Genomic DNA, 17,835 nt, shown 5'->3' with positions numbered 1-17,835 from the left:
CGGCGAACACCGCCAGCCCCCCGAACACCGAATGATGACTCGAAACGCTGAGAGTGGAGGTGAAGCCGGTGGACACGGCTCCGATCATCTGGCGCAAGAGCAGCCGTAGCAGCTCTCAAGGCGACGCCTGCGTCGAACTGGCAGACCTGGGCGAACATGTGGGCGTCCGAGACTCCAAGAACCCCGATGGCCCCGAACTGCTCATCACCCACAACAACCTCGCGACCCTCCTCGCGGAACTGAAGCGCTAGCCCGACCCGGACTATCCTCATATTGCTCGCCCCTAGAGAATCACGAGCACATCGATGGACCTGAACACAGCCCCCTGGCGAAAAAGCAGCCACAGCAGCTCGCAGGGAGACAACTGCGTCGAACTGGCAGACCTAGGCGAACATATGGGCGTCCGAGACTCCAAGGACCCCGACGGTCCCAAGCTGCTCATCACCCACAACAACCTCGCCACCCTGCTCGCGGAACTGAAGCGCTAACGCCCCGCGAACGACCGGAAGCCTTCGTTCACCTCGGATCTGGCACATGCCTCCCTCCGAAAGGTACGAGCAGAACGAACGGGCTTAACAAGATTGTCTCTGCGCGCCGCCGTAGCATCTCGACCGGGGGACAGCGCCTGGAGTGCCGGACGGGCTTTCGCTCGGACAAAGCGTGCCGACGGCTGCTGCCAGCGCTGGATAGGCTCGGGCTATGCAGGGCGATGAGCGGCAGTATGCGCGGTATCGGCAGGACGCGGACGTACTCGCTGAGATCGGGACTCAGTTCGCCGGGCAGGTGCCTCGGCTGTCGATGAGTTTGTCCCGGGCCGTGGCTGAGGCTGCGGTCGCTGCGTGGAGCCGCGACGAGCTCGGCGCCGTTGGCGACGAGAACCACGAGCAGTGGACCTTGCGTGACGCTGCCGCCGAGCTGGCACTCATCGGCCTGGCCGTTGAAGAACGGGGCGAATGGAACGGCGACGAGGTGATCGTGGACCTCGACGCGGCCCAGATCTCGGCGGCCCTGCGAGCTGCGCAACCCGCTGACGATCGTCAGGACCGCACGAGAACTGCGTAGCCCACGGAGGTTGGAAGACTTCTACCGGACCGGGCACTTCGGGTATGACGGCCATGCTTGGTCCAGGTCTGTTCCTGAAGCTGGGGTGGCTCGGAAGCCCGAGGTGATCGTCCAACCTTTGTCGATGAAGAGGGCCGCCGTCCGTAGGAGCTCACCAGGACGGCGAAGGACACGGGGGTGCGGTCGGCAACCGTGGTGCTGGTGTCTGCCCACGGCCGGGCTGCCTCATCTATCAGAACGTTGATGCAGGTCAGTGATGACCACGTGTGTGAGGTCGTACACGCGTTGAACGAGCAGCGGTTCGACGCCATGGCTGCGGAATAGAGCGGTAGCTGGTCGAGGGACCGTGATTTGCGAGGTGGGGTCAGCGACGGCCCGACACACAGCGCGCTGGAATAGCGCGATCAGGCCGTCGCGGTCGAGTGGGCCGATGGGCACGGCTTGCGCGGTCATCGGGGCGGGGCGGTGCTGTGCAGGGTCTGGCTGGTCAGCGGAGGAGGTCGACGAAACGGGCCATCTCGGCGGCTGGGTCGACCACCGGCTGAATCATCAGTTCGTCGATTCCGGCGTCCTGCTCCAGAGTGGCGATGCGGGCGCGGAGGTCGTCGCGGGTTCCGACCAGGGTCAGGGCGTTCATCACCGACGGCAGGATCAGGTCCCGGTTTTGCGGTTCGATGCGTCCGAGATAGCCGGGGTAGAGCTTGGTGTGCCGGTCAGGCGCGGTGGGAGTGGTTCCGCGCCGGTCGAGGAACCGCTGTACAGCCTCGCGTCCCTCGGGGTCGAGTCGCTCCACGAAGGCGTTCGGCTGGGCTGTTGTGTCGGCGGCGAAGGCCAGCAGCGACAGGACGACGTGGCCGGTCGCGTCCCGGGCCGCGTCGCCGTGAGGGTCCTCATCCCGTTCGAGGATGTGCAGGGCGGTGACCAGGTAGGAGTCCGTGCGGGTGCCGGGGTCGCCCGGTGCGGCGTGACGGCGAGCCTCGTAGAGGGCCTGCCAGGCGGCGGGTTGCAGCAGGCCGAAGGAGATCAGGCCGGTGCCGCGGCGGCCGGCGACCGCGGCGGCCTTCGGGCCGAGCAGCGCGGCCACGACGAACTCGATCGGGTCGGTGGTGTTCACGTGCCCGCCGGTGTGCAGGAAACGGATGTCGCGGCTCCGGTCGCCCTCGCTGTAACAGGTGGCGCGTCCTGCGCACAAATCCTGTAACGAGGTGACGAAATCCTCTAGCGCGGACGCTGTGGTGGGCCGCATTCCCAAGGTGCGGCGGGCGGTGTTCCCAGTGCCGACCCCGCAGATGATCCGTCCCGGCGCCAGGGCATTGAGGCTGGCGATTCCGCACGCGGTCGCCGGAGCCGAGCGCAACGCCGGTGACGTCACGCCGATGCCGAGCTTGATGCGGCTGGTCGCCTTCGCGCACAGGCTCAACGCGACGAAAGGGTCTCCGTGGGCCATCGGAGTGTCGTTGACCCAGAAACTGTTCAAGCCCAGTTCCTCGGCCCGGACGGCGAGGTCCTCGACACCGGGCTGTGCGGCGACCACGACACCTGCACGCATCGCTTCCTCCATGGCGCGAGACTCGGACTCGCCCACACTGACAGTTCACAGCCGGAGCGCGAAGCAGTATGCAGATCCGCACTGGATTCGCCCTCGGCGTATGCGCACAGGCGGCATCTTCCTTCTGCGCTTTAGGCATGGGCATGGGACGTTGCCTGGTGGAAGCGGGTGCAGCGCAGAGCGTGAACATGTGTGGCACATCGAAACCATGCAGGTTGCGGGCGGACGAGGAAGGCTCGGATGGCTGGGCGACCGGTGTCGTCGCCGGCCGATGCGCAGGTGGTCGGCGGGCACGCCGGGCTATCGCAATTCCGTCTTGTCGATGGGAGGCAGCGTGACGCACGGGTTCTCTTCGTCGCCGTACCAGAGTCGGACGGTCGAGGCCGTGGCGCGCGCGCCGGGTGGCGGGAGCATGCCGTAAGGCTGGGCTGGTGGCCAGGGTTCGGTCAGGATGTGTGCGACGCAGTCCTGGACGTCGCTGAGCACGGCGGTAGCGGCGGTCTCGATGCGGGCGTCGAGGTCGTCGCCGGGGTCCTCGACGATGATCGCCGCAGCTGAGCCACATTGCGGTGACCCGCCGGCGGTGATGAGCAGCCGATGCCCTTCCGCCCGCACGGTCAGCGGGCGCGGAAGGACACCGGCGAGCCGCTCGGCCAGCAGGGCGGCGAGCTTATGGGATGACGCATCCATTGGGGACTTCGTGGGAGACACGACCCTTCAGGTCGGTATGGGTCGCCTTGATCGTGAAGATCCTTCCTGACTTGGCGTCGCGGGGCGCCACGCTGCCGTGCGGTGGGTAGTTTTGCGTCTTGTGGTCGACGCGCCGGTTGCCGACGTAGACGTCCACGACCCACGGTCCGGCGTTTTCGCTGGGGTCGTGCATGTAGATGCCCCAGGCGACACTTCCTCCGGGACTGGTCTGGACGCTGATCCGGCCGGCGTTCCCGGTGAAGGTGATGCTTCTACAGGAGGGCGCCCGCAGCGTTCCCGCCGCGCGGACGGCGACCGTGCCGGACCTCATCGCAGAGGTGTCGTGAAGGTCCCCGGCCGGTGCCGCTGCGGCGTCACCGGCGAGACTCACCGAGGCGGCGGAGGCGACGCCGGTGAGCGCCGTCGAGGCGGCCGTGCAACCACAGGCCAGAGTGAGCGCGGTGAGTGCCCGTCCGAGGCGGCGCCTGCGAATGCTTGGGTGATCGGAAGTCATGACGGTCGACCATCCTTTCATCACTTTCTGTCACAGATCAATGACAGTGCGGATCGACTTGAGGGCAGAGAGTTCTCCTTGGCCTCTCGGCCGTCCTCTTCGGTGAAGCCCCCGCCTTGCTCTTCCTGCTCCGCGACGGCGGTGCGACGGCGGCCGTCCCCAGGCTCATCCCCCTCGGCCGGGGAACCTGAGTCATGTGACACACAGTTAATGACTTTAACCATGCGTTACGGAGCGGCGTGCGGGTGCGCGACAATCGGGGGTGATGGTGCGGCCGTCGACGCGGATGACGCGGCGGGGCCCCAGGACGTGAGAGGAAGGCGGGTGGATCGCCTCGATCCGGCCCGGCGCTTCGGCTGAGCTGGGCGCTTCTCGGCGCCCGAGACATGGGGCGTGGACGCGTGGATGCGCGTCTCGTCGGCGAAGGGCGGAACGTCCGACCGCGGCGGAGGGTACGGCCCAGGGCCCGAAGGGTGCGGCGTCTGAGTGACCTGCTGGTCACGATGCTTTGGGAGCCGCTTGACCTGTGCCGGACGCGTGCCCTCACGCCTCTTTCTCGTCGGACGGCGTCACGTGATCCCGCGGAGGGGTCGGTGACGGGGAGCCCGTCCTGTCAGTGCCTGGCGAGTGCGGCGAGCGAGCTGACGTTCAGCAGCAGGTTGGGGGAGCCGCTGCCGGGGTTGGAGATGACGCCGGACTGCGCCGCCTTGACCACCGCGTTACGTGATTCCTGGGGGGACGCGGTCGGGTGGCCCTCCAGGTAGAGCGCGAGCGCCCCGGCCGCGTGCGGCGTCGCCATCGACGTGCCGCCCAGTACCACCGAGCCGGTGTCGGACCCGTTGTCCGCCGAGGTGATGTCGCCTCCCGGCGCGAACAGGTCCAGGCAGCGGCCGTAGTTGGAGAAGAAGGACACCCAGTCGCCCTCGTCCGTCGAGCCGAGCGTGACGGCTTCGGCGACGTCACTGGGCGCGTCACAGCCGTTCCTGGAGTCGTTGCCGGCGGCGATCGAGAACTGGATGCCCGCGCGGATGGCCGCCCTTGTGGCCTCGCGGAAGGCCGCCGGTTCCGGGTTGGGGGGATCGGAACCGATGCTCATGTTGCCGATCGACGGCCCCTTGGCGTTCTTCGCCACCCACTCAAGGCCCTGGATGGCGAACCGGTCGGGGGAGTAGCCGTCGCAGTCCAGGACGCGCACGGCGACGATCTTGACGTTCTTCGCCACGCCGTACTCCTTGCCGCCCACGGTGCCCGCCACGTGCGTGCCGTGACCGTGACAGTCCTGCGCGGTGGTGTCCTTGTCCACGAAGTCGTAGCCGTCGACCGCCCTGCCCTCGAACGTCTGGTGGCTGATGCGGACTCCGGTGTCGAGGACGTAGACGGTGACGCCGTTGCCGCCGCGCGGGTAGTTGTAGACGCGGTCCTGTTTGCCGTCGACGCGGTCGATGCCCCAGGACGGCGGGTTGGACTGGCTGCCGCCGGCCCTGGTGCCGTCCGCCGTGTGGACCACGACCGATTTCTGGACGTAGCGCACGGCCGGGTCCGCGGCGAGGCGCGCGGCCTGCTTGGCGGTCATGTCGGCGGCGAAGCCGCGCAGCACGGCGCTGAAAACGGCCTGCACGGAGCCGCCGTAGCGGTGCACCAGATCCTTCGACTGCGCGGCCACCGGGGCGTCCGCGCCGGGAGCGAGCGACGTCGCGCCCTTCAGGGACACGATGTACTGCCCGTCGACCGCGCCCCGCGCGTTCGCGTTGATCACGGTGCCTTCGGCGGCGCTCACCGGGCTGCTGAGGCCGCCGACGCACAGCAGCACGGTGACCGCGATCACGGCCGGGTGCCAGGCCCCCGGCCGTCTTCGATTCTTCTGGACCGTTCTCATCCTGGTTCGCCTCCATCGATCGTGGCGCGGACGGCCGTGGGTCGGACCGCCGGGGCATCACGATATGGTTCCGTCCAAGGCAGAACAATCCGTCAGAACTGCCTAAAAGGGCCGTTTCATCCGTCAGTTTTCCCGTCGTTCTCGCTTTGCGGCGAATCCGCAGGTGAGAGACACATTTATCGGTGGGGCGACGAGGCGCGAAGCTGATCACCAGGAAGCGGAACATCGCATCGGCGCAGGCTGGCAGAGTTTCGTATATGACCGTGGCCGCCGCCTGGGTGGTGATGGCGTCGCCGTGGGCCGTATCCGCGTCCGTGGTCGCCGCGACTGGCGCGGATACGGCCCCGCGCCGTCATCCGGCTCGATAGATGCCCAGCGCAGTGACGATCTTCTCGGCGTCCGGCACCTCCGGCTGGTAACGCTGCGGGAAACCGGAGCGCTGGACGGCCTGGCACACTTCACCGATCGGCTTGTTCTTCCAGGCTCCGCCGGGGAACTTCCGCAGCATCGCGTCGATGAAGAGATCCGTCGACCGCTCCACGTCGAGCCTCGTCTCGCGCGGTCCCCAGATATCGGTCTGCTGGAAGACACCGACACTGCTGCCGGTGCCGCCGTCCAGGTTCTGGACGTGGCTTTCCACGATCGCCGTGGTGATCGCGATGACGGCGGCGCGCCTTTCCAGCCGCCAGAGATCCTTGACCGTCCGGACGACGACCCGGGCGCACGACACCTGGTACGGGGTGATGCGGGTCCCCATCGCGCCGCCGGGGCGCAGGGTCCCGTCCAGCCGGTGGGCGATCTGCTGGTCACCGGTGGTCAGGCCGTCGGGGTCGCAGTCCTTGATCGGCGGCGCCGCCGCGGGTGCCCGGTGGTCACGGCCGGACGCGACGCCCCCCGGCGCGACGGCCGCGGACGTGCCGGCGTGCGCGGCCGGTCCGACCCCCAGGGAACCGGATACCAGTGCCGCGACCGCAGCCTTTCTCCATATGTGTGCGCTTCGGATTTGCATCTTCCCCGTCTCCCGATCGATGTCGTGAAGGCCGAAGTGAACGTTCCGGATAACCGGGTGCAGACCACGGCACAGTGATCGTTCCCCGCATCCGATTCAGTTCACTTTTACTTCGACCCTTCGTCGAGTTGACGGTATGGCGGCCTGCGCTCTGATCAGCACCCCCCAAAGTTGGGGATGGAGTGAAGACCTTTATGTAAACAGTTTTTTAGCGCATCGCCTGTGACGACAAAAGGTGCACAGTCGGAGATCGTCGCAATGCCACGCCGATCCCCGTCCTCCGGGCGACGCGGAGAGGACGAGCCTCAGGCCGGTCGTCCGCCGCGCGACCGTCCCGTCCGCGCGCAGGGACGACGCCGGTCGCGCGCGGGACTGGCCACGATCAGCAAGGCCCGGAGCCCGGGGACCGGAGAGCGAGGTCCGCCCGTCGGCCGTCCATCCCCGCCCAGGCGGGGTACAGGACCACTGAACAGGCCGGGAGGGGACTTGCCTCTCTTGACGATTGATTCCGTCCGAAATAGTTTCAGCTGGAAGTAAGGGGGGTCTACATGGCCACGATCTTCGAGCTGGGCGACTTCGTCCTGCAGAGCGGTGCGACCCTGCGCGGGGCGCAGCTCACCTACGAGACCTACGGCGTCCTAGCGCCCGACAAGGGCAACGCCATCGTCTATCCCACCTGGTACTCGGGCCGTCACCCGGACAACGAGTGGCTCATCGGCGAGGGGATGGCGCTGGACCCCGCCCGCTACTTCATCATCGTCCCGAACATGCTCGGCAACGGGCTGTCCACCTCGCCCAGCAACACCCCGCCGCCCTACGACCGGGCCCGCTTCCCGAACGTGACCATGTACGACAACGTCGAGGCGCAGTACCGGCTCGTCACCGAGCATTTCGGCATCGAACGCCTGCCTCTGGTGACCGGCTGGTCCATGGGCGCCGGGCAGACGTACCAGTGGGCCGTCAGCCACCCCGAGATGGTCGAGCGCATCGCCCCCTTCTGCGGCTCGTCGAACACCAGCTACCACAACAAGGTCTTCCTCGAAGGGGTGAAGGCCGCGCTCACGGCCGACGCCGCCTTCGAGGGTGGCTGGTACACCAGCCCGCCCACTCGCGGCCTACGCGCAGCCGCGCGCGTGTACGCCGGGTGGGGGTTCTCCCAGGCGTTCTACTGGGACCGGCTCTACGAAAAGCTCGGTTACAGCTCTCTCGAAGACTTCCTCGTCGGCTTCTGGGAGGGCTTCTTCCTCGACGACCGTGATGCCAACAACCTGCTCACGATGCTGTGGACGTGGCAGAACGCCGACGTCGGCCTCACCCCCGGCTTCAACGGCGACACCAAGGCCGCCCTCGCCTCCATCAAGGCCAAGGCGCTGGTCATGCCGGCGGAGAAGGACCTGTACTTCCCGCCCGAGGACGAGGCGTGGGCCGTCCAGCACATCCCCGGAGCCGAGCTCCGCGTGATCCCCGGCGTCTGGGGCCATTTCGCCGGGCACGGCAGCAACCCCGAGGACACGGCGTTCATCGACGCCGCCTTGACCGAGCTCCTGGCCAAGTAGGCACCGGGACCGTCCCCGGATCGGCTCGGGTCCGGCCACGCGGTCCGTCCCGTCCCCCCTTTGGCGGGACGGACCGCGTCGTCCGGGCGGACGGCGGTCGCGAACGCCCGTTCCGGGACTGATCGATGTGGTCGCCGCGGAGCCCGCGGGTCAATGGGGGATCGAGGCCAGCGACACCATGACGGCGTCCCAGAAGTCCCCGTCGCCCCGGTTCGACCCACGGGCTCGGCGGTCGAGAAGCGCACGGGCGTCCTCGATGTCCTCGCGCTCGACCAGGCGGACCTCGGAGGTCTCACCGCTCACGTCGAACTCGGCGACATACCCTGCGCCCTGCGGCTCCGCGCCGGTGACGGTGGCCGTGACGGCCGCGTCCATCAGCAGTCCCAGGGCGGTCGCCCCGGCGGCGATGAACGTCCTCGAGCTCACGGGCCGTCCTCCATGCGGTGTGGGAGCGGAGCCGCGGCCACCCCCCGCGGATGACCGTGCACCTCGACGTTAGAAGATCCGGACGTGGCGGACGAGCCAGCCAGCACTCCGATACCCGGTACAGGAGGCTGTACCGGACTGGGCCGCGGGCAGCCTCCGCCTACGCTTGCCCCATGCCCACGCCTCCGCAGAAGACGCTCCTGCACATCGCCGAACGGCATCACTGGGAGTCCGCCCGCGACACCGGCGCCCCCTACACCATGTCGACGCTCGGCAGGACGTTGGACGAGGAGGGCTTCATCCACTGCTCGTCCAACGCGTCCCAGGTGGACGGCGTGCTCGCCGCCTTCTACACCGCCGTCGACCCCGCGGACCTCGTCCTGCTGGTGATCGACGCTGAGCGCGTCGGGTCCCCCGTCAGGTACGAACCCGTCGGTGACCAGGTCTTTCCCCACGTGTACGGCCCGATCCCGGTGTCGGCGGTTTTTGATGTCCGCTCAGTGCCCGGGACCCGGTAGGCTCTCTCGTGGAGGATTCGCCTAGTGGCCTAGGGCGCACGCTTGGAAAGCGTGTTGCGTGCAAGCGCTCGCGAGTTCGAATCTCGCATCCTCCGCTCGCCGAGCAGGTAGGCGAAGGCCCCGCTCCGGGACGACCCGGGCGGGGCCTTCGTGTCGTGTCGGGCATGCCGACGCTGGACGGGCCGTGGCGACGATCATCGCCGTACCGCCGTTCGGCTGGGCGGAATGGCGGTCAGCGCGTCGCCGCCGAGGGCCCTGCGTTCGTGCTCGACAATTCTGGTGCTACGTGGTGGTCCGGGTCGCGAGCATTACCGGTTCAAAGTCTCCCGGACCTTTTGATGGTGTCGGTGAACGTCCGCCAATCCCTCTCCGTGAAGCCGAGCACCGCGCCTCCGGGGTCCTTGGAGTCCCGGACGCCGATGATGTCGCAGCACACCGCAACCTCGACACAGTTGGTGTTGCCGTGACTTCGGGTGCTCTTGCGCCACACAGAGAGAGACCAATCAGGAGCTGACATTCCGCACCCCTCTCCCCGCTCATGCCCGCGCTCGCACATGTGCGGGGTATCACCTCTCCCAATCGAGTTCTATCCCGCGATTGCCCAGCGGGCAAGACTTGACGTGGTGCGTTTATTGTGGGGCGGTGATTGTCCGGCGTGGCAGGAATAGGAAGATGGGGCGGTGAGGACGGGGGTTCGCGTCCCCCTGGCGGCGCGGCTCGGTGCTGCTGAGCGCCGCACCGGAGTTCACCGGCGGCCGGGCTTGACTCCACCCGTGGATTCCCGCCATTCGGCTGAGCAGCACTGTCAATGGTTTACCGGGGTGCGGAGTCAGGGATCCCCTGCGGTCACGGCGCCTTCTTTCGCCCCATCCGACACCGTAGACTCATGGGGTGATCTTCAAGGCGGTGGGTGACGGACGGCCGTACCCCGAGCATGGCCTGACCTCCCGGGACTGGGCCAAGATCCCGCCGCGCCAGATCCGCCTCGACCAGCTCGTCAGCACCAAGCGGGAACTGGACCTCCAGTCGCTCCTGGCGAAGGACTCCACGTTCTACGGCGACCTGTTCCCCCACGTCGTCCAGTGGAGGGGCGAGCTGTACCTGGAGGACGGGCTGCACCGCGCCCTGCGCGCCGCGCTCCACCAGCGCCTCGTCCTGCACGCCCGCGTCCTGGATCTCGACGCCGTCGACATCCACAGGTGATCGTCGCGTTCCGGAGACGACCCGGGGACGACCCGGAGGCGTCCCGGCCACTGTTGAGGGTCGGGCGGCGTGCGCCCGGTCTGGCGGCGCGCGATCGGTCGAACGCACGCCGCCGCAGGTGACGGCGGGTCAGCGTGCCCGGGCGGCTTCCGGGACTGCGATCTCCTTGGGCTCGACCAGGTGCTCCGCGTGCCCTTCCGGGCGGGCGGGGTTCGGCTGGACGAACCCCGGGCGCGCGGCCAGCAGGCCGGAGACGATCTCCGGCACCACCAGCACGAGCAGCAGGACCAGGGGAATGTCCCAGCCGCCTGTCGCACTGTGCAAGACGCCCACGGCGAGCGGCCCGGCCGCGGCCAGGAGATAGCCGCTCGTCTGGGCCATGCCGGACAGGCGCGCGGCGGTCGACGGGTCCGGTGAGCGCAGGTTCAGCAGCGTGAAGGCGAGCGGGAACGCGCTGCCCGTCCCGATGCCGAGCGTGACGGCCCACACCCAGCCCGCGGCGGGCGCGGTGAGGAGCCCGACGAGGCCCACGACCATGATCACGGCGAGGGCGGCGACGAGAACGCGCTGGTCGCGCAGCCGCGCGGCGGCCACCGGGACGAGGAACCCCAGCGGAATACCGACGATCATCATGGCCGAGACCATCATGCCGGCCGCCGCGGGCGCGTACCCGGCGTCCCGCATGATCTCCGGCAGCCACGACAGCAGGACGTAGAACATCAGCGACGCCAGGCCCATGAACGCCGCGACGGACCAGGCCGTCCCCGAGCGGAGCAGCGACCCCTCGTCCCGGCCCTGGCCGCCACCGGCGGCCGTGACCGGTGCCGGAGCGGACGGGACGGCGGGACGGCGACGCGCGCGCAGCGCGAGCGGGCCCCAGGTCAGCGCCGCGATGAGGGACGGGACGGCCCAGACGGCGAGGGCCAGCCGCCAGCCGCCCGCGTCGTGCAGCGGGACCGCGAGACCGGCCGCGACGGCGCCGCTGGCGGCCATCACCATCATCGCGAGGCCGGTGAGCGAGCCCACGCGGCTGGGGAAGGCGCGCTTGATGACGGCGGGGACCAGGACGTTGCCCATCGCGATCCCCGCACCGGCCAGGACCGTTCCAAGGTAGAGCGCCACCGGGGACGGGACGATGCGCAGCACGATCCCCAGTGTGATCAGCACGAGCGACCCGGCGATGGCGGCCTCGGTGCCGAGGCGGTTCGCGAGGACCGGCGCCAGCGAGGCGAACACGCCGAGGCACAGCACCGGGAGGGTGGTGAGGACGCTCACCTGGAAGCCGGAGAGGTGGAGCACGTCGCGCAGGTCGCCGAGCAGCGGCGAGACGCCGGTGATCGCGGCGCGCAGGTTGACCGTCAGCAGCACCAGCCCGATGAGGGACCAGGCCGCCGTGGTGCGGGGGACTCGGGTAGCGGGGGTCGTTGCCGAGGAAGTCATTTCGCCTTCGTCATGCGCTGTGGTGGTACGTCGAACTGGGGTTTTCGGGCAGGGCGGCTCGCACCGGGCGGCATGCATCGTCGGATGGCCGCGGTCGTCGCCGACCCTGGGCGGGTCGTGGACGTCCGGCCGGGTGGCGTCCGTGGGGTGGGCGCGAGGTGGCCGGTAAGGGGTGGATTCGGGTGGTCAGGTGGCGGGAGCCGGGCCGCGCGCGGGTTTCGGAGCCGTCGAGGCGAGGATCTGGTCGAGACACGCGTGGGTGGCGGACGTGGCGGCCAGCGCGTCACCGGCCTCGATGGCGGCGGCGATCGGTCCGTGCGCGACGTCCTCATCTTCGAGGAGCGTCCCGGCGGCGCTGATGCTCGCCCGCAGCGCGGCGCTGAAGTCGCGGTAGAGGTCGGCGAGCACCTGGTTGTGGGTCGCGTCCACGACGGCGGTGTGGAACGCGAGGTCCGCCTCGATGAAGACGGCGCGGTCGCCCGCCGCCCAGGCCGCGTTCCGCTCGGCGAGGGCCGCGTCGATCGCGGCGACGTCCGCGGCCGTCCTGCGCGCCGCGGCGAGCCGGGCCGCCTCGACCTCCAGGCCGCGCCTGACCTCCAGGATCTCGATCAGCTCGGCGGTCTCCAGGCGCCGCCGGACGGCGCTGGACAGCTCGCTCGTCGCGCGGACGTACGTGCCGTCCCCCTGGCGGCTGTCCAGAAGGCCGGTGTGCGTGAGGGCGCGGACGGCCTCGCGGACGGTGTTGCGGCCGACGCCGAGGGACTCCGACAGGACCGGCTCCGGGGGGATCTTGCCGCCGACCGGCCAGACCCCCGCGGCGATCTCGCTCCTGAGCTGGTCGATCACCTGGTCGACCAGCGACGATCGGCGGGCGGTGCGCAAGGTCAACGGTCCCCCTCGGTCGGTCCGGCTGGGACATCCGGTCAGCCGGTCATCCCATGTCTCAATGGTAAGACCAAGGGGACCGGAGATTTATTCCGGCCCCCTTGGTCACATGCCGAAGGTGGTCGGCGCCGCCCGCGTCTCTGACGGTCAGCGCCGCGCGCGGACCGTCAGACGCGGCCCAGATCGCAGTTGGCCTCCTGCGCGCGTGCGGCGTGGAGCCCGGCGGCCTCCAGCGCGCGGCGGTAGGCGCTCGCGGCGCTGTCCATGTCCTGGACGAGCTCGTACACCTCGCCCAGCTCGCGGAACAGGATGGCCGCCGCTCTCCCGGAGGGAAGCGTGCTCAGCTGGTCCGACGCGGCCCTGAGGACCACCTGAGCGGCCGAGACGTCCCCCTGTGCGATCCGGGCACGGGCCAGGACGGCACGCGCCAGGACGGTCTTCTGCGTGCGCGCGTTGAGGTCGTCATCGGGCTCCGCGACCGCTTCGGGCGCCTCGTCCGGCGGGGCGAGGGCCAGTCCCGTGTCGAGCAGCCCTTCGAGGTGGGAGATGGCCTCGTCCAGTTCGCCGACCAGCACGAGCGCGCGCGCCCTGGCGATGGCGCTCTCGGTGGCCTCCGCCCCTTCGAGGACGGATGTCCCCTGGAGAAGGTCGAGGGCCTCCCGCGCCGCCTCAGGGACGACTTCCGGGCGAGGACGCTCGATCCCGTCCGTGCCGGTGTACTCACCGGACTGCGGGACGGCGGCGCCGTCTACACCGGGCAGCGGGGAGGGGGCCGGCTTCGAGAACGGCATGACGCCCCTGAGGAGCGCCTTGGCCGCGGCCAGGTGCAAGCGCGCGTGTGTCTGCACGGGAGTGCTGTCGGTACGCGCCGCCAGTGCCTGGTCGGCGAAGTACAGCGAATCGCCGATCGTGCCCTCTTCGAGGGCGCGGATGCTGGCGCGCTGGTAGCAGGCGCTCGTGGACGGCACGTCGCCGGAGACCTCCGGGTAAAGGAGGCGCCGTCCGATCTCGTGCGCGCGGACGGGGTCGGAGCGGTCCACGTAGGCCAGGAGCAGGATCCGTCCGGCTTCCGTGTGCTCTTGGCCCACGCCCAGCCCGAGGCGGCGCAGCCGCTCCATGGCGCGCTCGCCGAGCGCCAGTGCCTGCCCGAGGTCACCGACCGCGTGGTAGCAGCGGGCCAGCGCGATCACCGGCGGCAGCCAGCTGGCCCTGCCGGGGTCCCGTTCGGCGTGCTCGCGCAGCTCCTCGAACAGCGCGATGGCGTGGTCGGTGCGGCCGAGTTCCTCCAGGGCGCGGGCGCGGCCCCACCGGGCGCGGGCCGTCAGCTCCTGGTCGTCACTGCGGGCGATCACCTCGTCGAAGCCCGCCTCGGCCGTCGCGGGGTCGCCGCCCATCAGCGCGAGGTGCGCGTGGCGCTCCCGGACCTCCAGATGGGCACGCTGCTCCGGCTCCACGCCCTCGGCTAGGTATTCCGGCGTGCAGCCGAGGCGCTCGGCCAGCATGCGCAGCACGGTCGGCGTCGGAGTGCGCTTCCCGGACTCGATCAAAGAGATGTAGCTGTCGGAAAGGTCGTGACCGGCGAGTTGTGCCTGCGACAAGCGTCTGGTCAGCCGCAGGTTGCGGACACGTTCGCCGACGTTGCCTGGACCCGGCATGTGGACTCACTTAGCGGAAGTAATCAGGCGGCTGGGGTGCCGACATGATTGCACATTGCGGGTTATCGCACATCGAGAGTAATGAAGCGGCGTGGGGTGACGCCGCCCGCGGGGACCTGCCCACCCCCCAGGACCGTGCTGCCAGCGCCGCGCCCCGCACCCCGGCCGGTCGGCCGGTGCCCCGTCCGGGGAACACGGCGCCTGTCGACTCCGACCGTATCCGACGAGAACCCCGTGATCGGTAAAAACCCGAGATAAGGTCCACCTTGCGGCGGAACCGGAGTCCCGCTCCGGAACCGGAGTCGCGCTCCAGAATCGGGGTCGCGCTCCTGAGCCGGTGTCAGTCGTCCGCCGACGGGTTCTTGTTCGGGAAGATCATTTCACAGACCTCCAGGTACAGCTGCTCGGGGTAGGGCAGGTACTCCACCGTCGAGAGCGCCTGGTCCTGGCCGGCGGACTCCAGGACGAACTCGCCGTAGCCGAGCATGCGCCCGGCGATCGTCCGCTTGAAGCTCATGTCGGTGACCTTGGCCAGCGGCATCATCGCGACCTTGCGGGTGACCAGGCCGGTGGTCAGCAGCATCCGCTGGTTGGTGATCACGAAGTAGTCGACGGACCACTCGGCGACGCGCCAGACGAACCAGGCGAGCAGGATCAGCCAGCCCCACCAGACCCATCCCATGGTCTTGTTGACGGCGTTGCTCAGCACGCCGGCGGCGATCAGGCCGCCGAGGACGAGACCGACCGGGACCATCAGGACGGCGGGATGCCGCCGCACCGTGATGACCTGGTTCTCGTGCGGGAGGAGGTACTTGTTCACCGACGCCGGGGCGGAGTCACCGGGGGTAACGAGCCTCATCCGGGCCTCAGGCGAGCGCGTTGACGAAGGTGGACAGGGATCCCGCGGCGGATGCGAGCCCGCCGGCCGCGCGTCCCACCGACCGGGCGGGCCGGTCCGGTTCCCTGATGACGTAGAACGCCACGAAGGCCGCGGCGGCCCACGTCATGTACTTCTTTGCGGGCACGGCAGCCTCCCGGAGCGTCGAGCCACGGACCCCGGTTCAGTCTCGCACAGGCCGCATCACCGGCAAAGCAAGGTCTATGGCGCGTTGTCGAGAGACGAACGGCGCGCCTTGCGCCGCTTCTCGGCCACGATCGTGGCGAGCACCTCCAGATGCCTGCGCGCGATCCGCTCGACCAGATCGGACGGCGCGGACCCCGTGACCTCCTCGGCCCCGTAGCGTGCGGCGTCCACACACCGGGACACCGTCTCGGCCGCGTGCACCCCTTCGAACTCCTCGATGAGCCGCTCGCCGATCGCGGCGTAGCGCGGCAGATCCCCGTCCCCTTGGTGAGCCATGACGTTTCCTCGGGTTCGCTCGCGCCGCCCGGTCCGAAACGGTCCCCTGTGCCGGGGCGGCGGAGGGGAACGCTGACTGACGTTCCGTAGCGCGTTATTACCCCTTGCCATCAGGAACGAACATGCTTCGGTGCGTCCGCGGACGAATCCGCACCGTCCCGGAATCGCATGCCGCTCGGCGCCGCAGCGCCCCAAGCGGCGGGCGCCTCCGCGGCCGGGCACGCGCGCGACGATGGCGGCGCCGAGGCGGAGTGGCGTCCAGGTGAGGCCAGAGTGGCGACTGGGCAATGGGAAGGGCGCCCGGCCGGGCGGCCGCGCGGTGACGAAGGGTCAGACGACGCCGTAGAGACGGTCACCCGCGTCGCCGAGGCCCGGCATGATGAAGCCTTGATCGTTCAGGTGCGAGTCGATCGCGGCGGTGACGACCCGGACGGGCGCCGCGGTCCCCTCGAACGCCTGCTCCAAATACTTCAGCCCCTCGGGGGCGGCGAGCAGGCAGAGGGCCGTGACGTCGTCGGCGCCGCGGTCCAGGAGCAGCTTGACCGCCGCGGCGAGCGTCCCGCCCGTGGCCAGCATCGGGTCAAGGACGTAGCACTGCCGGCCCGACAGGTCGTCCGGGAGGCGGGTCGCATACGTCTGGGCCTGGAGCGTTCCCTCGTCCCGGATCATCCCGAGGAAACCGACCTCGGCGGTGGGCAGCAGCCGGGTCATGCCGTCGAGCATCCCGAGACCCGCGCGCAGGATCGGCACCACCAGCGGCTTGGGGCTCGCCAGCTGGACCCCCTCGGCCGGGACCAGCGGCGTCCGGACCGTGGCCTCGACGACCCTGACGTCGCGGGTGGCCTCGTACGCCAGGAGGGTCACCAGCTCGTCGGCGAGACGCCGGAACGTGGGGGAGTCGGTGCGCTCGTCCCGCAGGGTGGTGAGCTTGTGCGCGACGAGCGGGTGATCGACGGCGAGGGTCTGCATGCGCTCACCGTAGCCCACCTGGTCATGACTGCCAGTCCGCGCCAGAACAGGATAGGACGTCCGTGAGCTGGGCAGTATGCCGTTATGAGTGACGAGAGCGATCAGCAGCCGATGCTCCCGGCGCGGGTCCGCGAACCCGCGCCGGATCCGCCTGCGCATCCCGTGCCGGATCCTTCCGGGACCACCGCTTCCGACCCCTCTGAGCAGCCCGTCTCCCCTCCTCCTGCGGCCGCGGTGACCGATGTCACAGCCGACCCGGAACCCGCTCCGAAGCCCGAACCGCAGGGTGACATCTCCCCCGAGCAGGTCCGCGAGCATCTGCGCCGCCGCGCGGTCTTCCTCCGCGAGCTCGCGGAGGCCCGTGAGCTGCGCCGCCGCGTCACCCCCCATCGTTCACGGCGCGCGCGGATCCACGCGGCGCTACGCCGCCGCACGTTCCGCATCCACTGACGCGGCCCCGGCGTGCCCTCACCCTGCGCACCGCAAAACGGCACTGACTCCCGATCTCACATCCGGGTGCGGTGGCCAGTTTGGCCGTGGAGGACGCGAGGGCGCGCCGCATCTGCGACCATGCCTGGGCAGGAACCGCGCCGGTGGGGTGGAAATGACGGATGTTGACGCGGCGGACTTCGCCGTCGTGGTGTACCGGGAAGACGACCGCTGGGAGGCCGAGATCCTCCCGGTGGCGCTCACCGAGGACCTCGCGGGGCTGATCCATGCCCTGCGCCAGCAGCCGAGCCTCGGCGGCACGATCGGGCTGGTCTCGGTCGGTGACGACTTCTTCGTGGCGATACGCATCCTCGGCGACGAGGTGATGGTGTTCCTGTCGGACGTGACGGCGTCGGTCGACTGGCCGCTCGCCGGGCAGGTCCTGGAATATCTCGACATCCCGATCCCGGACGACGAGGAACTCGACCAGGTCCTGCCCGTCGGCGACATGTCGATTTTCGCGGACCTGGGCTTGGACGAGATGGAGATCGGAGCCATCTCCGGCGACCTGGAGCTCTATCCGGACGAGATGCTCCTCAGCATCGCCGGCCGCCTCGGCTTCGCCCCCGCCTTCGAGCGCGCGCTCGACGCGGTGGGCTGACGCCCGTGGACCGACGCGCGACGCCCGTCCGCC

General features: G+C 69.6%; 22 protein-coding genes and 1 tRNA gene. 9 read left to right on the top strand and 14 right to left on the bottom strand.

The features are described from left to right. The first annotated feature begins 68 nt into the window (after positions 1-68). The 3 genes from AGRA3207_RS21125 (at position 69) to AGRA3207_RS21115 (ending at position 1,062) form a co-directional block, all read left to right on the top strand. Positions 69-251 carry a DUF397 domain-containing protein gene (locus AGRA3207_RS21125; protein ID WP_231328769.1) on the top strand — a complete coding sequence of 61 codons (183 nt, stop codon included), beginning with the start codon at positions 69-71 and terminating at the stop codon, positions 249-251. A 54-nt stretch (positions 252-305) separates the two neighbouring features. Beyond that, the gene (locus AGRA3207_RS21120) at positions 306-488 is read left to right on the top strand and encodes a DUF397 domain-containing protein (RefSeq protein ID WP_231328768.1); all 183 of its coding nucleotides are present in this window, start codon (positions 306-308) and stop codon (positions 486-488) included. Between the two features lie 211 nt (positions 489-699). Then, on the top strand, positions 700-1,062 hold the full coding sequence (locus tag AGRA3207_RS21115; protein ID WP_231328767.1) for a hypothetical protein: 363 nt from the start codon (positions 700-702) through the stop codon (positions 1,060-1,062). A 487-nt stretch (positions 1,063-1,549) separates the two neighbouring features. On the opposite strand, the gene AGRA3207_RS21110 is transcribed toward AGRA3207_RS21115, so the two are convergent. From AGRA3207_RS21110 to AGRA3207_RS21090, 5 genes are all read right to left on the bottom strand, one after another. After that, complete coding sequence (locus tag AGRA3207_RS21110; RefSeq protein WP_231328766.1) at positions 1,550-2,611, bottom strand: LLM class flavin-dependent oxidoreductase; 1,062 nt, start codon at positions 2,609-2,611, stop codon at positions 1,550-1,552. Positions 2,612-2,911: 300 nt separating this feature from the next. Then, a complete protein-coding gene (locus AGRA3207_RS21105) occupies positions 2,912-3,301 on the bottom strand; it encodes a hypothetical protein (protein ID WP_231328765.1) in 390 nt (129 codons plus the stop codon). Then, complete coding sequence (locus AGRA3207_RS21100) at positions 3,282-3,815, bottom strand: hypothetical protein (RefSeq protein WP_231328764.1); 534 nt, start codon at positions 3,813-3,815, stop codon at positions 3,282-3,284. Before AGRA3207_RS21100 ends, AGRA3207_RS21105 begins: the two co-directional genes overlap by 20 nt. 613 nt (positions 3,816-4,428) lie before the next feature. Beyond that, entirely contained in the window at positions 4,429-5,691 is a 1,263-nt protein-coding gene (locus tag AGRA3207_RS21095; protein WP_231328763.1) for a S8 family peptidase, read from the bottom strand. Positions 5,692-6,043: 352 nt separating this feature from the next. Then, positions 6,044-6,700, bottom strand: a complete 657-nt coding sequence (locus AGRA3207_RS21090; RefSeq protein ID WP_231328762.1) for a hypothetical protein — start codon at positions 6,698-6,700, stop codon at positions 6,044-6,046. A gap of 548 nt (positions 6,701-7,248) precedes the next feature. Between AGRA3207_RS21090 and AGRA3207_RS21085 the strand changes: the two genes are divergently transcribed. Continuing rightward, complete coding sequence (locus AGRA3207_RS21085; protein ID WP_231328761.1) at positions 7,249-8,256, top strand: alpha/beta fold hydrolase; 1,008 nt, start codon at positions 7,249-7,251, stop codon at positions 8,254-8,256. 150 nt (positions 8,257-8,406) lie between these two features. On the opposite strand, the gene AGRA3207_RS21080 is transcribed toward AGRA3207_RS21085, so the two are convergent. Next, positions 8,407-8,682: a hypothetical protein gene (locus tag AGRA3207_RS21080; RefSeq protein WP_231328760.1), complete on the bottom strand. Its 276-nt coding sequence runs from the start codon at positions 8,680-8,682 to the stop codon at positions 8,407-8,409. Between the two features lie 173 nt (positions 8,683-8,855). On the opposite strand from AGRA3207_RS21080, the gene AGRA3207_RS21075 reads away from it, so the two are divergent. Together AGRA3207_RS21075 and AGRA3207_RS21070 are read left to right on the top strand one after the other, a co-directional pair. Then, positions 8,856-9,200, top strand: coding sequence for a DUF952 domain-containing protein (locus tag AGRA3207_RS21075; RefSeq protein WP_231328759.1), 345 nt, complete (start codon positions 8,856-8,858; stop codon positions 9,198-9,200). Positions 9,201-9,210: 10 nt separating this feature from the next. Further along, a tRNA-Ser gene (locus AGRA3207_RS21070) sits at positions 9,211-9,295 on the top strand. 221 nt (positions 9,296-9,516) lie between these two features. Here AGRA3207_RS21070 and AGRA3207_RS21065 read toward each other — a convergent pair. Next, the gene (locus AGRA3207_RS21065) at positions 9,517-9,717 is read right to left on the bottom strand and encodes a DUF397 domain-containing protein (protein WP_231328758.1); all 201 of its coding nucleotides are present in this window, start codon (positions 9,715-9,717) and stop codon (positions 9,517-9,519) included. A 374-nt stretch (positions 9,718-10,091) separates the two neighbouring features. Between AGRA3207_RS21065 and AGRA3207_RS21060 the strand changes: the two genes are divergently transcribed. Continuing rightward, a complete protein-coding gene (locus tag AGRA3207_RS21060) occupies positions 10,092-10,403 on the top strand; it encodes a type II toxin-antitoxin system VapB family antitoxin (protein WP_231328757.1) in 312 nt (103 codons plus the stop codon). Between the two features lie 129 nt (positions 10,404-10,532). On the opposite strand, the gene AGRA3207_RS21055 is transcribed toward AGRA3207_RS21060, so the two are convergent. The 7 genes from AGRA3207_RS21055 to upp form a co-directional block, all read right to left on the bottom strand. After that, positions 10,533-11,843, bottom strand: coding sequence for a CynX/NimT family MFS transporter (locus tag AGRA3207_RS21055; RefSeq protein ID WP_231328756.1), 1,311 nt, complete (start codon positions 11,841-11,843; stop codon positions 10,533-10,535). 186 nt (positions 11,844-12,029) lie between these two features. Then, the gene (locus AGRA3207_RS21050; protein ID WP_231328755.1) at positions 12,030-12,731 is read right to left on the bottom strand and encodes a FadR/GntR family transcriptional regulator; all 702 of its coding nucleotides are present in this window, start codon (positions 12,729-12,731) and stop codon (positions 12,030-12,032) included. A gap of 164 nt (positions 12,732-12,895) precedes the next feature. Then, positions 12,896-14,383 (bottom strand): helix-turn-helix transcriptional regulator, encoded by a 1,488-nt coding sequence (locus tag AGRA3207_RS21045; RefSeq protein WP_231328754.1) that lies wholly within the window; start codon positions 14,381-14,383, stop codon positions 12,896-12,898. Positions 14,384-14,723: 340 nt separating this feature from the next. After that, complete coding sequence (locus AGRA3207_RS21040) at positions 14,724-15,242, bottom strand: PH domain-containing protein (protein ID WP_231328753.1); 519 nt, start codon at positions 15,240-15,242, stop codon at positions 14,724-14,726. A gap of 7 nt (positions 15,243-15,249) precedes the next feature. Then, on the bottom strand, positions 15,250-15,408 hold the full coding sequence (locus tag AGRA3207_RS21035; RefSeq protein ID WP_231328752.1) for a hypothetical protein: 159 nt from the start codon (positions 15,406-15,408) through the stop codon (positions 15,250-15,252). A 74-nt stretch (positions 15,409-15,482) separates the two neighbouring features. Next, positions 15,483-15,743 carry a hypothetical protein gene (locus AGRA3207_RS21030; protein ID WP_231328751.1) on the bottom strand — a complete coding sequence of 87 codons (261 nt, stop codon included), beginning with the start codon at positions 15,741-15,743 and terminating at the stop codon, positions 15,483-15,485. A 330-nt stretch (positions 15,744-16,073) separates the two neighbouring features. Then, positions 16,074-16,712: a uracil phosphoribosyltransferase gene (upp, locus tag AGRA3207_RS21025; RefSeq protein WP_231328750.1), complete on the bottom strand. Its 639-nt coding sequence runs from the start codon at positions 16,710-16,712 to the stop codon at positions 16,074-16,076. Positions 16,713-16,946: 234 nt separating this feature from the next. Between upp and AGRA3207_RS21020 the strand changes: the two genes are divergently transcribed. Both AGRA3207_RS21020 and AGRA3207_RS21015 read left to right on the top strand, forming a co-directional pair. After that, entirely contained in the window at positions 16,947-17,162 is a 216-nt protein-coding gene (locus tag AGRA3207_RS21020) for a hypothetical protein (RefSeq protein WP_231328749.1), read from the top strand. Positions 17,163-17,316: 154 nt separating this feature from the next. Then, positions 17,317-17,802, top strand: coding sequence for a tRNA adenosine deaminase-associated protein (locus tag AGRA3207_RS21015; RefSeq protein WP_231328748.1), 486 nt, complete (start codon positions 17,317-17,319; stop codon positions 17,800-17,802). The last annotated feature ends 33 nt before the right edge of the window (positions 17,803-17,835 follow it).

The sequence above is a fragment of the Actinomadura graeca genome (assembly GCF_019175365.1).
Taxonomy (GTDB): domain Bacteria; phylum Actinomycetota; class Actinomycetes; order Streptosporangiales; family Streptosporangiaceae; genus Spirillospora; species Spirillospora graeca.
This window is presented reverse-complemented; position numbering and strand designations above follow the sequence as displayed.

Excerpts from the sequence above, each read along its gene's own strand:
- AGRA3207_RS21120 (WP_231328768.1), top strand. The coding sequence starts at position 306 with ATGGACCTGAACACAGCCCCCTGGCGAAAAAGCAGCCACAGCAGCTCG.
- AGRA3207_RS21115 (WP_231328767.1), top strand. The coding sequence starts at position 700 with ATGCAGGGCGATGAGCGGCAGTATGCGCGGTATCGGCAGGACGCGGAC.
- AGRA3207_RS21110 (WP_231328766.1), bottom strand. The coding sequence starts at position 2,611 with ATGCGTGCAGGTGTCGTGGTCGCCGCACAGCCCGGTGTCGAGGACCTC.
- AGRA3207_RS21105 (WP_231328765.1), bottom strand. The coding sequence starts at position 3,301 with ATGGATGCGTCATCCCATAAGCTCGCCGCCCTGCTGGCCGAGCGGCTC.
- AGRA3207_RS21100 (WP_231328764.1), bottom strand. The coding sequence starts at position 3,815 with ATGACTTCCGATCACCCAAGCATTCGCAGGCGCCGCCTCGGACGGGCA.
- AGRA3207_RS21095 (WP_231328763.1), bottom strand. The coding sequence starts at position 5,691 with ATGAGAACGGTCCAGAAGAATCGAAGACGGCCGGGGGCCTGGCACCCG.
- AGRA3207_RS21090 (WP_231328762.1), bottom strand. The coding sequence starts at position 6,700 with ATGCAAATCCGAAGCGCACACATATGGAGAAAGGCTGCGGTCGCGGCA.
- AGRA3207_RS21085 (WP_231328761.1), top strand. The coding sequence starts at position 7,249 with ATGGCCACGATCTTCGAGCTGGGCGACTTCGTCCTGCAGAGCGGTGCG.
- AGRA3207_RS21075 (WP_231328759.1), top strand. The coding sequence starts at position 8,856 with ATGCCCACGCCTCCGCAGAAGACGCTCCTGCACATCGCCGAACGGCAT.
- AGRA3207_RS21065 (WP_231328758.1), bottom strand. The coding sequence starts at position 9,717 with ATGTCAGCTCCTGATTGGTCTCTCTCTGTGTGGCGCAAGAGCACCCGA.
- AGRA3207_RS21055 (WP_231328756.1), bottom strand. The coding sequence starts at position 11,843 with ATGACTTCCTCGGCAACGACCCCCGCTACCCGAGTCCCCCGCACCACG.
- AGRA3207_RS21045 (WP_231328754.1), bottom strand. The coding sequence starts at position 14,383 with ATGCCGGGTCCAGGCAACGTCGGCGAACGTGTCCGCAACCTGCGGCTG.
- AGRA3207_RS21040 (WP_231328753.1), bottom strand. The coding sequence starts at position 15,242 with ATGAGGCTCGTTACCCCCGGTGACTCCGCCCCGGCGTCGGTGAACAAG.
- AGRA3207_RS21030 (WP_231328751.1), bottom strand. The coding sequence starts at position 15,743 with ATGGCTCACCAAGGGGACGGGGATCTGCCGCGCTACGCCGCGATCGGC.
- upp (WP_231328750.1), bottom strand. The coding sequence starts at position 16,712 with ATGCAGACCCTCGCCGTCGATCACCCGCTCGTCGCGCACAAGCTCACC.
- AGRA3207_RS21015 (WP_231328748.1), top strand. The coding sequence starts at position 17,317 with ATGACGGATGTTGACGCGGCGGACTTCGCCGTCGTGGTGTACCGGGAA.